Origin of the sequence: Aidingimonas lacisalsi, from assembly GCF_008079445.1 — a bacterium.
Taxonomy (GTDB): Bacteria; Pseudomonadota; Gammaproteobacteria; order Pseudomonadales; family Halomonadaceae; genus Aidingimonas; species Aidingimonas lacisalsi.
In genome coordinates this window covers 55,401-69,382 of record NZ_VRYH01000003.1, presented here as the reverse complement: position 1 = coordinate 69,382, position 13,982 = coordinate 55,401, and the positions used below count along the sequence as shown (strand labels likewise).

Genomic DNA, 13,982 nt, shown 5'->3' with positions numbered 1-13,982 from the left:
ATCCACTCCTGCAGAGACACGGTCGTCACTCGCAGCGCACCTCATTCTAGAACGCTCTACGACGGTACTCACGATAACGCGGAAACCAGAAATTACGTTCGATGGCATCCCACATCGTCGCGTCGTCGCTGCGCAGTGCGACACCGTCGTCTTGCGCCTGCTTGGCCACATCGAACGCGATCGACTTGCTGATCTCACGAATATCCGACAGCGCCGGTAACAGCGCCCCTTCACCGTGTTGAACGATCGGCGCCGACTTGGCAAGCGCATTGGACGCTGCCATCAACATCCTGTCCGTCACACGTGACGCACGTGCCGCTACGACCCCCAGGCCAATACCGGGGAAGATATAGGCATTGTTACACTGGGCAATCGGATAGGTCTCTCCCTTCAACACAACGGGTTTAAAAGGACTTCCGGTTGCCACCAGGGCCTTGCCTTCCGTCCAGGCCAACACCTCATCAGGCGTCGCCTCGACCCGCGACGTTGGATTGGACAACGGCATGACGAGAGGCTGCTCACAGCCGGCATGCAGAGCATTGATCACTTCCTGACCGAATAGGCCACGTTGACCGGAAACCCCCACCAGCACGGTCGGACGAGCCTGTTGCACCACATCAAGCAGGCCTCGATCGCCCCAGCCATCGAGCGATGCGGGGTCATGGGCCAACCGTGCCTGAAAGTCATATAGTCCTGCCATATCACGGGTCAGCAAGCCATGGCGGTCAACCATGAAGATACGTGCACGGGCTTGCACTTCACTGAGGCCCTCTTCCTGCATCGCCACCACGATCTGTTCGGCAATGCCACAACCGGCCGAACCGGCGCCCACAAAGGCGATACGTTGGTCACTGACCTTCTCACCCTTGGCCTTGCACGCGGCCAGCAACGTTCCGACGCACACCGCTGCCGTACCTTGGATATCGTCATTGAAACAGCAGAGTTCGTCGCGGTAGCGTTCCAAAAGCGGCATGGCATTGCCCTGGGCAAAATCTTCGAACTGCAAGAGCACATGCGGCCAACGGCGTTTCACGGCAGCGATGAATTCGGCCAGGAAGGCATCATACTCGTCCTGAGAGACGCGCTCATGACGCCACCCCATATACATCGGGTCGTCCAGCAAGGCTTGGTTGTTGGTTCCGACATCGAGCATGATTGGCAGCGTATAGGCCGGGCTGATTCCCCCGCATGCCGTATAGAGCGATAGCTTGCCAATGGGAATGCCCATGCCACCGATCCCCTGATCACCCAGCCCCAGGATCCGTTCCCCGTCGGTGACGACGATGACCTTGACGTTATCCTTGGTCGCACTGCGCAGGATGTCATCCATGTGGTCACGGTCCGGATACGAAATGAACAAGCCTCGATGGTTGCGATAGATGTTCGAGAACTCCTCGCAAGCTTCGCCAACCGTGGGGGTGTAGATGATCGGCAGCATCTCTTCGAGATGAGACTCGAGTAGCCGAAAGAACAGTGTCTCATTGTCATCCTGAATAGCACGCAAGTAGATGTGGCGATCCAGGTCGTTCTGACACTGCTGGTATTGTCGATACGCGCGTTCAGCCTGCTCTTCGATGGTCTCGACATTCTGCGGCAGCAACCCGATCAGATTGAATGCCATACGCTCCTGCAAGGTAAAGGCACTGCCCTTGTTGAGTAGTGGCATTTCCAGTAACGAAGGACCGGCATAGGGGATATACAATGGTCGCTTGGCGGACTCTTTCATGTTACGTCTCATGCGGTTGGTGATTCAGGGTATCCAGGCACTCGATGGCATATACTGACACGCCAAGTTTACCATGAACCCAGTCACATCGGTCCCCGTTGAGGCAGCAAGATTGTCTTTCGCCAGCCATCGTGGCTCGCTAAGCTGGCCAATGGACCCTCAGTCAGTTACGCCACCGATCGGGAGAACTCATGCGCGTTTTCTATCATGACGACCAGAGCCTGCACCACCCGACTCTCTACTTTTCCCGCGGCCAATTGCGTACGCCACAGGAAGTTCCTCAGCGGCTCGATCCCCTATTGTCCGCCATGAAGTCGCTGGGCTTTGCCATCGAGGCACCGTTGGATAGCGGTACAGCGCCCATCGCCGACGTGCATACCCTGCCGTATCTGCGTTTTCTCGATAGCGCCTACCAGCGCTGGCCGAATGACTGGGGCGATGAAGTCATCTCCAATGTCTTCATCCGTGAACCCAACGCCTTGCGAGGCGTACTCGCTGAAGCCGGTCGCTATCTCGCCGATGGCAGCGCACCGGTCGGCGAACATACCTGGACGGCTGCCTATGCTTCGGCACAAAGCGCTATAGCGGCAGCCGATGCAATCGCTCAGGGCGACTCGCGGGCCTATGCACTCTGCCGCCCTCCTGGTCACCATGCCCGTGCCGATGCTGCCGGAGGTTTCTGCTACCTGAATAATGCGGCCATTGCGGCACAGCGACTATCATCGCATGTTCCCCGTATCGCCATACTTGATACCGATATGCATCACGGCCAGGGCATTCAGGAAATCTTCTACTCTCGCGCTGATGTCTTCTATGTTTCGATTCACGGCGATACGACTAACTTCTATCCGGCAGTATGTGGCTTTGATGACGAACGCGGCGAAGGCCCGGGATATGGTTATAACCTGAACCTGCCGATGCCGCACGGTGCGTCTGAAGCCGAGTTCTTCGCGTGCCTTGCTGAAGCGCAACGGGCCATCCAGCTCTATGCACCGGATATCCTCATTCTCACGCTGGGCTTCGATATCTACCATGCCGATCCTCAAGCCAAGGTCAGCGTCAGTACTGAAGGCTTCGCTCGGCTGGGGCAGAAAGTTGCCGATATCGACGTACCCACACTCGTGGTTCAGGAAGGGGGATACGATATCGCTACGCTGGAAACGAATGCCCATGCGTTTTTCTCGGCACTGACACGGCAATGACGACGACCGCCCCGGTCCTTTCGGTGCCGGGACGCGTCGGGAGCCATGCGGACAGCTCACGTGTCAGCCACGCTGAGCGGCCGATTTAGCCTTTGTGGGATCGGTAAAGAACAGGGGACGCAGCTTGACGCCCAGCATGTTCCCGGCAAACGCTGCGATCAGCCACACCCATCCATGCAGGCTACCGGAAGCGATGCCGCTAAAGTAAGCACCAATATTGCAACCGAAGGCGAGTCGCGCACCGTATCCCAGCATCAAGCCACCGATCACGGCCGCGGCAATCGAACGGCCAGGGATGCGGAAGTTGGGGGCAAACTTGCCAGCCAGTGATGCAGCCCCTAACGCTCCCAGAATGATGCCAATGTTCATGACGGTGGTGATATCGCTCCATACACTGGCCTCCAGCGCCGCCGCATTACCCGGCGTTTGCCAATATACCCATGAACTGACATCACCGCCCAGCAACTCGTACCCCTTGGCGCCCCAGAGCGCAAATGCCGAGGTAATACCCCATGGCCGGCCCGCCAACGCCAGAGTGGCAAAGTTCAGTAGTGCCAGCGCCACCGCACCTATCAGCAATGGCCAGGGACCGGTCAGCCAGCGGCGCCGTACCGCATCGACCTGCGGCGCCGACTCCAGTCGGCCATGGCGGCGCTTCTCCATTGCCACGGTCACGGCCACGATGGTGGCAAACAGTAGAAGGCTGATGGCGATGCCTCCGCCTGCACCGAACTCTCCGACAAGCGATGTCGGCTGGAACGCGGGCAAGCTCGTCCACCAGCCGAAATGCGCAGTGCCTATCAGCGAACCGACAATGAAAAAAGCCAGTGTGATCAACATACGAGCGTTACCGCCACCGACGGTGAACAGAGTTCCCGAAGCACAGCCGCCCCCCAGTTGCATCCCGAGGCCGAACAGGAAGGCACCAACCACGACCGATATGCCGATCGGGGCCACGAAACCGCTCACTTCCTGCCCGAACAGGAAACCGGCACTCAATACCGGAAAGAACAGCAGGACGCTGATTGCCAGCATCAACATCTGAGCACGTAACCCTCGCCCCCGGCGCTCGCTGATGAATACCCGCCAGGCGGAGGTAAACCCGAAGGCTGCATGATAAAGGGCCATCCCCAGAGCCCCACCGACCAGCATCAAGGCACCAAGGCGCATACCAAAGACGCTACCGATCGCCAGGACTCCCACCAGCAACAGCCCACCGGCGATCCAGGTCGTAGGCGCTGGCCGCCGTGGCGTCAATGCCAACTCACTCATTCGAACCTCCCGAGATGGGTCGAAACCATTTGCCTGTTAATGAAATAGTAGTCTAGTGCTCCAGCCTAAAAAAGTGAAATGCATAAAAACGATTACATTAATTCTTTTTTTGAATATGAATAACAAAAAGAAACCGCCCATGTGGGCGGTTTCGTGGCACGTGGCGACGGCTATTCGAAACGCCCCAATCCAGCCGCTTCACGTAGACGGTCCATCAGCGGTGCCGCCTCGGCGCGAGCCCGTTCGGCTCCCTGCTTGAGCACGCGCTCGATGTGCCCCGGATCCTCCAACAGTGCCTGATAACGCTCGCGCGGCTCGCGCAGATGAGCATTGAGGTACTCGAACACTTGGTTCTTGGCCTCGCCCCAGCCGATCCCGTTCTCGTACTCACGGCGCATGGCCATCGCTTCTTCCGCAGAAGCAAACGCCGAGTAGATCTGAAAAAGCGTGCAACTGTCCGGATCCTTGGGTTCACCAGGTTCCAACGAGTTGGTCTTGATCTTGCGGACCAGCTTCAGGAGTTTCTTCTCCGAGACGAACAATGGAATCGTGTTGTTGTAGCTTTTGGACATCTTGCGACCATCCAGACCACCCAACACTTCCACCTTGTCGTCAACGACCGCTTCCGGCAGCGTGAAATACTCCCCGCGGTAGAGGTGGTTGAAGCGTCCGGCGATGTCGCGAGCCATCTCTATGTGCTGGATTTGATCGCGACCGACCGGGACGCGATTGGCGTTGAACATGAGGATATCCGCCGCCATCAGTACTGGGTAACTGAACAACCCCATGGAAATACCGCGGTCAGTATCCTGATTGCCGGCCTCTTCGTTTTCCGCGACGGCCGCCTTGTAGGCGTGAGCTCGATTCATGAGTCCCTTGGCACAAACACAGGAAAGCAACCAGGTCAGTTCCGGGATTTCCGGGATGTCCGACTGACGATAGAAGATGGCATTGTCGGTATCCAGTCCCAGCGCCAACCAGGTGGCGGCGATTTCCAAGCGCGATTGTTGAACCCGTTGCGGCTCCTGACACTTGATCAGGGCATGCAGGTCGGCAAGAAAATAATAAGACTGGACACTAGCATCCTGACTAGCCTCGATAGCAGGCTTGATGGCCCCGACATAATTGCCGAGATGCGGCGTACCGGTCGTCGTGATACCGGTGAGTACACGTGTCTTTGTCATGGGATCGAACTGGCCTGATCTGCGATTGCGATGCCGCCAGTTTACCGTGCTGCCCCGCTCAAGGCGAACAGGGCAACACTCCCGATGGCACTTTCCGTACCGATTAGGGTCAAGTCAGGACACTCGCCGGATCCACACTGTCTAATCCGAACGCCTCTGCCACGGCACGGTAGGTAATCTTGCCGCCATGCACATTGAGACCCGGCAGGAAGTGAGGGTCCTCGGCCAGTGCTTGCTTCCATCCCTTATCCGCCAACGCCATGACAAAGGGCATGGTGGAGTGGGTCAGGGCTTGCGTCGACGTCCGCGCCACGGCACCTGGCATGTTGGCGACACAGTAGTGCACGACGCTATCGATGATATACGTTGGCTCGGCATGCGTAGTCGGCCTGCTGGTCTCGAAACAACCGCCCTGGTCGATCGCCACGTCGACCAGAACACTGCCCGGTTTCATGTCCGCCAGCATAGCCCGGGTGATCAACTTCGGGGCGGCAGCCCCGGGTACCAGCACGGCCCCGATGATCAGATCGGACTCCCGAACGGCGTCATCGAGCGTATCGGCGGTGGAAAATACGGTTTTAATCCGCCCCTGGTAACGGTCATCCAGTGTGTCCAGTCGGGGTATCGACTTATCCAGCACGGTCACATCCGCACCGAGCCCCAGAGCCATACGGGCTGCATTTTCTCCGACCACACCGCCTCCGATCACCGTGACCTTGGCCGGTGCGACACCCGGCACCCCAGGCAGCAGGACGCCACTTCCTCCCTGAGCCTTTTCCAGGCTATGCGCTCCCGCCTGAACCGCCATTCGGCCCGCTACGGCACTCATGGGAGACAACAGCGGCAACCCCCCATCGGGCCCAGTGATCGTCTCGTAGGCGATGCAGGTGGCCCCGGTACCGATCAGTCCTCGGGTCAGTTCTTCTTCGGCCGCCAGGTGAAGGTACGTGAACAGCGTCTGGTCGGCACGCAGTCGCGCGACCTCCTCGGCTTGGGGCTCCTTGACCTTGACGATCAATTCGGCACTGTCCCACAGGCTGGCGACATCCGACTCCAGAACGGCTCCTGCCGTACGATATTCGTCGTCAGGAAAGCCGGCCCCTTCGCCCGCCCCGGTCTGAACGTTGACCCGGTGTCCACGTGCTACCAGCTCTCGCACACCGCTAGGTGTCAGCGCTACTCGGTATTCATGATTCTTGATTTCCTTGGGAACGGCGATCTTCATGATTCCTCCTGACAACACGATATGAGGGCGATGCAAGACTCATCGTTTCATTACAGCACAGGAAGACAAACACGATAAAATCATGGAGAAAATCAAAGTGATATCCGGAATACCCCGAATCTGGCAATAAATCATTTCACAGGCAGGAACAAAAACACGATGTTTTGCTGAACGCGAATATGGATGGATAGCCGTTTCAGTCAGGGCGCATTGCACCGCACCGCCAGCAGGTGGTGAATACGCCTTCGAGATACTCCCCACACCGCTTGCACTGCCAGTCGCACTGCGAGTCACCTTCCCCTGATAACGCATCTCGTACCAGCCGCTCGGCGCGTTCGGCATTGTGGGCCGCCACCCAGACTTCTGGTTCGCAGTCGCCCAACGGCAATTCGCCAGCACCTCCACCGAGCGTCATGTTATGCAGCTCGGCAGGAATCCCTGCTGCATTCAGCACATTGCAGATATGGCTGACCAATAGCGCATTGGAATGAGCGAAAACTCGGCAGCGAGCTGTCATGGTGAAAGGCTATCAATCCCTGAATACACGGACACCCAACGCCTTCAGGTAGGCTGTCTCGGGAATCGCCGGATGCACGGGGTGGTCCGGCCCCTGATGACCCTGATAAATCAGTTGACCATGGCGATCCTGATGCCGTACCGCACCACGTACGCACTCCACCAGCCGCTCCGGCGCCAGATGCATGGAACACGAGGCCGACACCAACAGACCATCACGTCCCAACAGGCGCATTGCCTCGCGGTTGAGACGAGAATAGGCACGCTCACCATTGGGAATGTCCTTGCGCTTGCGGATAAACGCAGGAGGATCGAGGACGATCACATCGAACTGTTCTCCTTCCGCCTTGAGAGCCGCCAGGGCTTCGAAGGCATCTCCCTCGGCGATAGTGACCCGCTCATGCTGCCCATTCAACGCCGCATTTTCCGCTACCAGTTCGAGCGCCTCGGTCGAGCTGTCAATGCAGACCGCTTCGCTCGCTCCATGAGCCAAGGCCTGGATGCCCCATCCGCCGGTATAGCTGAAGACATCCAATACCCGTTTCCCGGCGACCAGGCCATTGAGCCAGGCGCGGTTGGCACGGTGGTCGTAGAACCAACCTGTCTTCTGCCCCTCCAGTACGGGAGCCACGAAACGCACTCCATTTTCCTCGAGCAGGATACGATCGGGCAGTTCACCCTTGACGACCGATACTTGTCGACCGAGCTGTTCCTGGCGCCGCCCGGAGGAGTCATTCTTGAATACGATGGTTCGCGGCGAGAGCACCTTATCCAGTGCGGCAATGATCTCGTCACCAAGTCGCTCCATACCCAGCGTATTCAACTGAACCACCAGGACGTCGTCGAAACGATCGACGATCAGTCCGGGTAGCAGGTCGCCCTCGCCATGGACGAGCCGATAGAACGGTCTAGAGAAAAGTCGCTGCCTCAACCCCAGTGCTTGATTGAAACGATGGACCAATAGGGAACGATCGAGCCGGACGTTAGGATCGCGTGAGACGACACGCGCGCATATCAGCGAATGAGGATTGACGTAAGCCACCCCCATGGCCTTGCCATTGGCCGCTTCGACCACCGCCTGAGCACCGGGTTCGAAGTCCTTGAGCGGCGTGACCTGGATATCCACCTCGTTCGAGTATAACCACAGATGTCCCGATTTGAGACGACGATCGGCATTCTTCTTCAGACGCAGGCGTTGAGTCACGACACTCTCCGGCATAACAACATGAAAAGATCCGGGCACATCAGTTCACCCGATAGCCTCATTTTTGACAATGAGCGCAAAACACACTGGCACGCTGTCCGACGGTCGCAAGGCGCAATTCAGCACCACAACGCCGACATGGCTGGCCATTACGCCCATAGACATTCAAACGCTGGGCGAAGTACCCCGGCTCTCCGGCACCACTGACAAAATCCCGCAAGGTAGTGCCGCCCTGGGCGATCGCTGCCGACAACACCTCTTGCACGGCTGCCGCCAGTCGATCATAACGATCCCGACCGACACGACCGGCCATCCGACGCGGATCAATGCCGGCCAGAAACAAGGCCTCGGCTGCGTAAATATTGCCGACCCCGACCACGACGGTATTGTCCATCAGGAAAGACTTGACCGCCAAGCGACGTCCACGCGACGCCCGGTACAGATACTCACCATCGAATACCGACGATAGCGGTTCCGGACCCAACTTGGCCAAGCGTACGTCACGCGCTTCTGATTCTTCCACCCAGTCGATGAACCCGAACCGCCGTGGATCATGGTAGCGCAGCATGTAACCGCCCTCGACCACGATATCGACATGATCGTGTTTGCGCGGACTATCCCCGACACGGACGATGCGTAGACTGCCAGACATCCCCAGGTGCCAGAGCAGGGAGCGTGTCCCACCATCCTGAAATGTGAGGGGAATCAGTAAATATTTGGCTCGCCGCCCGACAGGACCGATACACGCCCCCACCAATGCATTTTCCAGTCCTTCCGGGACGGGCGTACGCATTCGACGCTCGCGCACGACGACCTCGGCGATTTCGCGTCCTTCAAGATGAGGCGCGATACCGCGCCGTGTCGTTTCGACCTCGGGCAATTCAGGCATGGCATTACCGCTCTGATCGACCAGAGACACAGGAACCCGGCATAAGCCGGGTTCCTCTGACGGCAGACTGACGCCTGCGGTGGAAGCGATCAAGTCACCAAGGGTTACTTGATCTTGGCTTCCTTGTACATCACGTGCTTGCGAATCACGGGATCAAACTTCTTCATCTCGAGTTTGTCCGGAGTGTTACGCTTGTTCTTGTCGGTGGTATAGAAGTGGCCAGTTCCGGCACTGGATACCATCCTGATCTTGTCACGCATGACTCAACTCTCCAAAAGCCTGTTTTCGCCTCCGGGCGATTGTCGCCCTGCTCGAGGCAAGTCACCGATGCAACGCTATGTTCAAACGGTTTCACCGCGCTTGCGGATATCGCTCAGAACGTCATCGATCCCTTTCTTGTCGATGATACGCATCCCCTTGGAAGAGACACGCAACTTGACGAAGCGTTTCTCAGATTCCACCCAGAAACGATGGGTATGCAGATTCGGCAAGAAGCGACGGCGAGTCTTGCGCTGGGAGTGAGATACATTGTTACCCGTTACCGGGCGCTTGCCGGTAACTTGACATACTTTGGACATGGGGCCTCCAACCGCTGGCGAGTTGTCAAAAACCTGTCGGGCAACGGGTAGGGCGAACGGCAGCTCGTTGCCTTTATGCCCCGTCATCGAACCCAAGAGAATTCAAAGGCTGCACTTTATAGCAGAATTTCCCTCCCCCGACAAGACTTGCCCACGTTTAGTCTCTGTATCCGTATCATAACCAGCCCCGTTCGGCAAAGGACACTACCTCCCCATCACCGATGACGAAATGATCCAGGACGCGAATGTCGAACAACCCCAGAGCGTCTTTCAACCGAGTCGTGATACGCCGATCGGCATCGCTTGGTTCAGCCACGCCAGAAGGATGGTTATGCGCGAAGATGATCGCCCCTGCACCGAGATCCAGCGCCCGGCGCACCACTTCCCGGGGATAGACCGAGGCACTGTCCAGCGTCCCCCGAAAGAGCGACTCAAACCGGATCACTCGGTGCTGGGTGTCAAGAAACAGCGCTGCAAACTCTTCATGGCCGAGATGGCGTAGCTGGGCAGCAAGATAGGCACGTACCAGCGAGGGAGAGGTCAGTGCTCCACCACGCTGGAGCTGGCTGGCCAGATGCCGGCGCGACAGTTCCAGAACCGCTTGAAGCTGAACGTACTTGGCTTCCCCCAGTCCATGTTCGGCACAGAAACGGGCGCAGTCGGCTTCCAGCAGCTGACGCAAGCCCCCAAAGCTGCTCAGCAGGTCTCGCGCCAGATCCACCGCGGAACGGCCTTTCACTCCCACCCGCAGGAAAATGGCCAACAGTTCGGCATCGGATAGTCCGGCAGAACCAAGGGTCAGCAACTTTTCTCTCGGCCGCTCTCCCTCCGGCCAGTGACGAATAGACATCGACGCCTCCTTGCGTCTAGCTTGATCGTTTTCAGTGCCATCTATGGCATACCGTCGAAGTGTATCCGCAATCCCGCTTCGCGACAGCCCCACGCTACGCAAATATTGGAGCGGATGATAAAGTAGCCTCAGGCATCGAAGGGGAAACATCCATGGCATCGCTGGTTGGCAAGCGCATACTGCTTGGCATCGGTGGCGGTATCGCCGCCTATAAAAGTGCCCATTTGGCAAGGCTGTTGAAGCAGTCGGGGGCTGACGTGCGTGTCGTCATGACGGCAGGCGGTCAGGCCTTCATTACGCCGATGACACTTCAGGCATTGACCGGCGAGGCAGTCAGGACCTCGCTGCTCGATCCTGACGCCGAGGCCGGGATGGGGCATATCGAGTTGGCGCGCTGGGCTGACCTGATTCTGATCGCACCAGCCACTGCCGATTTGATGGCGAAGCTGGCCAACGGCATAGCCGATGACTTACTGACGACACTATGCTTGGCAACGCATGCTGACTGTCTGCTGGCACCAGCGATGAACCAGGCCATGTGGCGCCATCCTGCGACCCAACGCAATGCCCGGCAACTGATCGAAGATGGCTGGCGCTTGCTGGGCCCCGCAGCGGGTGACCAAGCGTGTGGCGATACCGGCCCTGGACGCATGCTCGAGCCAGAGGCCATCCTCGCCGAGATCGGTGCAACAGCAACACGTCTGGACAACGTTCAGCCATTGACCGGCCATATCATCACCATCACTGCCGGTCCTACTCAAGAGCCCCTTGACCCGGTTCGCTATCTCTCCAATCACAGCTCCGGCAAGATGGGCTTTGCTCTGGCCGAAGCTGCGGCTCGCCGCGGCGCCGAGGTCAGGCTGATCAGCGGGCCCGTTGCGCTCGCCACCCCGCCGGGAGTCACGCGCCACGACGTAACGACAGCCTGCGACATGGCCACCGCAGCCCACCGACTGGCAGTCGATAGCGATATCTTCATCGGCTGCGCCGCCGTCGCCGATTATCGCGCCGAGTCGGTTGCCGCGCATAAACTCAAGAAACAGCCCGATCAGGATGGCATGATGCTGTCACTGGTCAGAAACCCGGACATCATTGCTGAGATCGGTGCCTTGGCCGCCCCCCCCTTTCTGGTTGGTTTTGCCGCTGAAACCCGCGACCTGGAGAGCTATGCCAGAGACAAGCTCGAACGCAAAGGGCTCGACATGATCGTTGCCAACGACGTGTCTCAGACCGGGTTGGGGTTTGGTTCCGACCATAATGCCGCTTTGGTTCTATGGCGTACCGATAACGAACCTGCGGAATCAACGACCGGACGCCGAGAGTTACCCGCTCAGGACAAGCCTGCGCTAGCCGAGGCAATTCTCGATACCATCGTCGAGCGCCTCGCCCATGCCAATCGCCCACAGGACAACCAATGACCCATACCCCCCGACGCCCTGACCTGGCCGTCAAGATTCTCGACGAGCGTGTTCGCAACTACCCGCTTCCCCACTATGCCACGGAAGGCAGTGCCGGCATGGACTTGCGCGCCCTTCTCGATGCCCCGCTGACGCTGGCTCCCGGCGATTGCGAACTGGTGCGTACCGGTCTTGCCGTCCACATCGGTGACCCGGGCCTCGCCGGTATGATCCTGCCGCGCTCCGGACTGGGGCACAAACAGGGCATCGTTCTCGGTAATCTGGTCGGGCTGATCGATTCCGACTACCAAGGGGAGTTGATGATATCGGTATGGAACCGTGGTCAGAGCACCGTGGTTCTCGAACCCTTCGAACGCCTGGCACAGTATGTGCTTGTTCCTGTGGTACAAGCCGAACTCACGGTCGTGGACTCCTTCGACAGCAGCCTCCGAGGCGATGATGGCTTCGGCAGTTCCGGCCGCTGCTGACCGCGGGGACGGCCCATCATTGCGCCCAGCAACACAGTAAAGGACGAACCTCATGACTTCGGTTCCCGCTTCCATTTTTCGTGCATACGACATTCGCGGCATCGTCGACGACACCCTCACCGAGGACGGCGTCGAACGCATCGGCCACGCCATCGGCAGTGAAGCCGCTGAACGCGGTGAATCCACCGTCATCGTCGCCCGCGATGGCCGTCTATCAGGGCCACGGCTGCAGGCGGCCATGATACGTGGCCTGACGACAGCAGGCCGTGACGTCATCGATATCGGCATGGTTCCTACGCCGGTACTCTATTATGCCACTCATGTACTGGAAGCGAGCACTTCCGGCGTCATGGTGACTGGTAGCCATAACCCATCGGACTACAACGGTTTCAAGATCGTCCTGAAGGGGGAAACGCTATCCGGAGAGGCAATTACCGCACTCCACCAAAGGCTCGAGGAGGGCAATCTCGTCCAAGGGCAAGGGCATGTTCGGGAAGTGGATATGCGTGATGCCTATCTCGATCGAATCCTGGCCGACGTCCGCCTGGAGCGTCCCATCAAGGCTGTCGTCGACTGCGGCAATGGCGTAGCCGGTGAGTTGGGTCCGAGACTGATCGAGCGCCTCGGCGCCGAGACGATCCCCTTGTTCGCCGACATCGATGGCACCTTTCCCAATCACCACCCGGACCCCGGCAAACCCGACAACCTCAAGGATCTGATCCGTACCGTCGCGAACAGCGGAGCCGATATCGGCCTGGCATTCGACGGCGATGGCGATCGCCTCGGCGTGGTCACGCCTGCGGGCGAGTTGATTTATCCGGACCGTTTGATGATGACCTATGCCGAGGACATGCTGTCACGCAACCCCGGTGCGCGCGTCATATTCGACGTCAAGTGCACCGGCAACCTGGCTCAGGTCATAGAGAATGCTGGAGGCACGCCGGAAATGTGGCGTACCGGACACTCGTTGATCAAGGCACGCATGAAGGAGACCAACGCCCAGCTCGCAGGCGAAATGAGCGGCCATATCTTCATCAAGGAGCGCTGGTACGGGTTCGACGATGGCCTGTATGCTGCTGCCCGCCTGCTCGAGATTCTCGCCAAGCAAACGTGCGACGCCGATACCTTCTTTGCGCGTTATCCGCAAGATATGGGAACCCCGGAGATCAATATCGAGGTGACTGATGATAGCAAGTTCGGATTGGTCGAGCGCTTAGCCCGGGAGGGTGATTTCGGCAGTGATGGCGTCAAGACGACGCTGGATGGCATCCGCGTAGACTATCCCGATGGTTGGGGGCTGTGCCGGGCGTCGAACACCACCCCTGTTCTGGTGTTGCGATTCGAAGGCAAGAACGAAGCGGCTCTGGAACGCATTCAGGCTCGTTTTGGAGATGCCCTCACACAAGTCGCTCCTGGAATCGAGCTGCCTTTTTGACGATACCCCAGCCCTT

General features: G+C 58.6%; 14 protein-coding genes. 4 read left to right on the top strand and 10 right to left on the bottom strand.

Features of this window, described 5'->3' with window-relative positions; translation table 11 throughout:
- Window positions 1–46: 46 nt before the first annotated feature.
- Window positions 47–1,726 (bottom strand): NAD-dependent malic enzyme, encoded by a 1,680-nt coding sequence (locus FVV99_RS06540; RefSeq protein ID WP_148253262.1) that lies wholly within the window; start codon window positions 1,724–1,726, stop codon window positions 47–49.
- Between the two features lie 191 nt (window positions 1,727–1,917).
- Between FVV99_RS06540 and FVV99_RS06535 the strand changes: the two genes are divergently transcribed.
- Window positions 1,918–2,928 carry a histone deacetylase family protein gene (locus tag FVV99_RS06535; protein WP_148253261.1) on the top strand — a complete coding sequence of 337 codons (1,011 nt, stop codon included), beginning with the start codon at window positions 1,918–1,920 and terminating at the stop codon, window positions 2,926–2,928.
- Window positions 2,929–2,991: 63 nt separating this feature from the next.
- Here the strand turns inward: FVV99_RS06535 and FVV99_RS06530 are convergent, their stop codons facing one another.
- The 9 genes from FVV99_RS06530 to radC all read right to left on the bottom strand — a co-directional run bounded on the left by FVV99_RS06530 (window position 2,992) and on the right by radC (window position 10,646).
- Window positions 2,992–4,200 carry a YeeE/YedE family protein gene (locus FVV99_RS06530; RefSeq protein WP_148253260.1) on the bottom strand — a complete coding sequence of 403 codons (1,209 nt, stop codon included), beginning with the start codon at window positions 4,198–4,200 and terminating at the stop codon, window positions 2,992–2,994.
- A 170-nt stretch (window positions 4,201–4,370) separates the two neighbouring features.
- Window positions 4,371–5,384, bottom strand: coding sequence for a tryptophan--tRNA ligase (locus tag FVV99_RS06525; protein WP_148253259.1), 1,014 nt, complete (start codon window positions 5,382–5,384; stop codon window positions 4,371–4,373).
- A gap of 109 nt (window positions 5,385–5,493) precedes the next feature.
- On the bottom strand, window positions 5,494–6,609 hold the full coding sequence (ald, locus tag FVV99_RS06520) for an alanine dehydrogenase (RefSeq protein WP_148253258.1): 1,116 nt from the start codon (window positions 6,607–6,609) through the stop codon (window positions 5,494–5,496).
- Window positions 6,610–6,805: 196 nt separating this feature from the next.
- The gene (locus tag FVV99_RS06515) at window positions 6,806–7,126 is read right to left on the bottom strand and encodes a putative signal transducing protein (RefSeq protein ID WP_148253257.1); all 321 of its coding nucleotides are present in this window, start codon (window positions 7,124–7,126) and stop codon (window positions 6,806–6,808) included.
- Between the two features lie 12 nt (window positions 7,127–7,138).
- Window positions 7,139–8,329 (bottom strand): class I SAM-dependent rRNA methyltransferase, encoded by a 1,191-nt coding sequence (locus FVV99_RS06510; RefSeq protein WP_148253256.1) that lies wholly within the window; start codon window positions 8,327–8,329, stop codon window positions 7,139–7,141.
- A gap of 58 nt (window positions 8,330–8,387) precedes the next feature.
- A complete protein-coding gene (gene mutM / locus FVV99_RS06505) occupies window positions 8,388–9,218 on the bottom strand; it encodes a bifunctional DNA-formamidopyrimidine glycosylase/DNA-(apurinic or apyrimidinic site) lyase (protein ID WP_148253722.1) in 831 nt (276 codons plus the stop codon).
- Window positions 9,219–9,322: 104 nt separating this feature from the next.
- Window positions 9,323–9,478 carry a 50S ribosomal protein L33 gene (rpmG, locus tag FVV99_RS06500; protein WP_092568506.1) on the bottom strand — a complete coding sequence of 52 codons (156 nt, stop codon included), beginning with the start codon at window positions 9,476–9,478 and terminating at the stop codon, window positions 9,323–9,325.
- Window positions 9,479–9,559: 81 nt separating this feature from the next.
- Complete coding sequence (rpmB, locus tag FVV99_RS06495) at window positions 9,560–9,796, bottom strand: 50S ribosomal protein L28 (protein WP_148253255.1); 237 nt, start codon at window positions 9,794–9,796, stop codon at window positions 9,560–9,562.
- A 175-nt stretch (window positions 9,797–9,971) separates the two neighbouring features.
- Window positions 9,972–10,646, bottom strand: a complete 675-nt coding sequence (gene radC / locus FVV99_RS06490; RefSeq protein ID WP_148253254.1) for a RadC family protein — start codon at window positions 10,644–10,646, stop codon at window positions 9,972–9,974.
- Window positions 10,647–10,798: 152 nt separating this feature from the next.
- Here radC and coaBC point away from each other — a divergent pair, with 152 nt between their 5' ends.
- From coaBC to FVV99_RS06475, 3 genes are read left to right on the top strand one after another with little or no spacing between them, the layout of a single operon-like run.
- Window positions 10,799–12,064 carry a bifunctional phosphopantothenoylcysteine decarboxylase/phosphopantothenate--cysteine ligase CoaBC gene (gene coaBC, locus FVV99_RS06485; RefSeq protein ID WP_148253253.1) on the top strand — a complete coding sequence of 422 codons (1,266 nt, stop codon included), beginning with the start codon at window positions 10,799–10,801 and terminating at the stop codon, window positions 12,062–12,064.
- The gene (gene dut / locus FVV99_RS06480) at window positions 12,061–12,531 is read left to right on the top strand and encodes a dUTP diphosphatase (RefSeq protein WP_148253252.1); all 471 of its coding nucleotides are present in this window, start codon (window positions 12,061–12,063) and stop codon (window positions 12,529–12,531) included. Before coaBC ends, dut begins: the two co-directional genes overlap by 4 nt.
- A 52-nt stretch (window positions 12,532–12,583) precedes the next feature.
- Window positions 12,584–13,966 (top strand): phosphomannomutase/phosphoglucomutase, encoded by a 1,383-nt coding sequence (locus FVV99_RS06475; RefSeq protein WP_148253251.1) that lies wholly within the window; start codon window positions 12,584–12,586, stop codon window positions 13,964–13,966.
- The last annotated feature ends 16 nt before the right edge of the window (window positions 13,967–13,982 follow it).

Excerpts from the sequence above, each read along its gene's own strand:
- FVV99_RS06475 (WP_148253251.1), top strand. The coding sequence starts at position 12,584 with ATGACTTCGGTTCCCGCTTCCATTTTTCGTGCATACGACATTCGCGGC.
- mutM (WP_148253722.1), bottom strand. The coding sequence starts at position 9,218 with ATGCCTGAATTGCCCGAGGTCGAAACGACACGGCGCGGTATCGCGCCT.
- FVV99_RS06530 (WP_148253260.1), bottom strand. The coding sequence starts at position 4,200 with ATGAGTGAGTTGGCATTGACGCCACGGCGGCCAGCGCCTACGACCTGG.
- rpmG (WP_092568506.1), bottom strand. The coding sequence starts at position 9,478 with ATGCGTGACAAGATCAGGATGGTATCCAGTGCCGGAACTGGCCACTTC.
- radC (WP_148253254.1), bottom strand. The coding sequence starts at position 10,646 with ATGTCTATTCGTCACTGGCCGGAGGGAGAGCGGCCGAGAGAAAAGTTG.
- FVV99_RS06515 (WP_148253257.1), bottom strand. The coding sequence starts at position 7,126 with ATGACAGCTCGCTGCCGAGTTTTCGCTCATTCCAATGCGCTATTGGTC.
- FVV99_RS06540 (WP_148253262.1), bottom strand. The coding sequence starts at position 1,726 with ATGAAAGAGTCCGCCAAGCGACCATTGTATATCCCCTATGCCGGTCCT.
- FVV99_RS06535 (WP_148253261.1), top strand. The coding sequence starts at position 1,918 with ATGCGCGTTTTCTATCATGACGACCAGAGCCTGCACCACCCGACTCTC.
- dut (WP_148253252.1), top strand. The coding sequence starts at position 12,061 with ATGACCCATACCCCCCGACGCCCTGACCTGGCCGTCAAGATTCTCGAC.
- coaBC (WP_148253253.1), top strand. The coding sequence starts at position 10,799 with ATGGCATCGCTGGTTGGCAAGCGCATACTGCTTGGCATCGGTGGCGGT.
- FVV99_RS06525 (WP_148253259.1), bottom strand. The coding sequence starts at position 5,384 with ATGACAAAGACACGTGTACTCACCGGTATCACGACGACCGGTACGCCG.
- rpmB (WP_148253255.1), bottom strand. The coding sequence starts at position 9,796 with ATGTCCAAAGTATGTCAAGTTACCGGCAAGCGCCCGGTAACGGGTAAC.
- ald (WP_148253258.1), bottom strand. The coding sequence starts at position 6,609 with ATGAAGATCGCCGTTCCCAAGGAAATCAAGAATCATGAATACCGAGTA.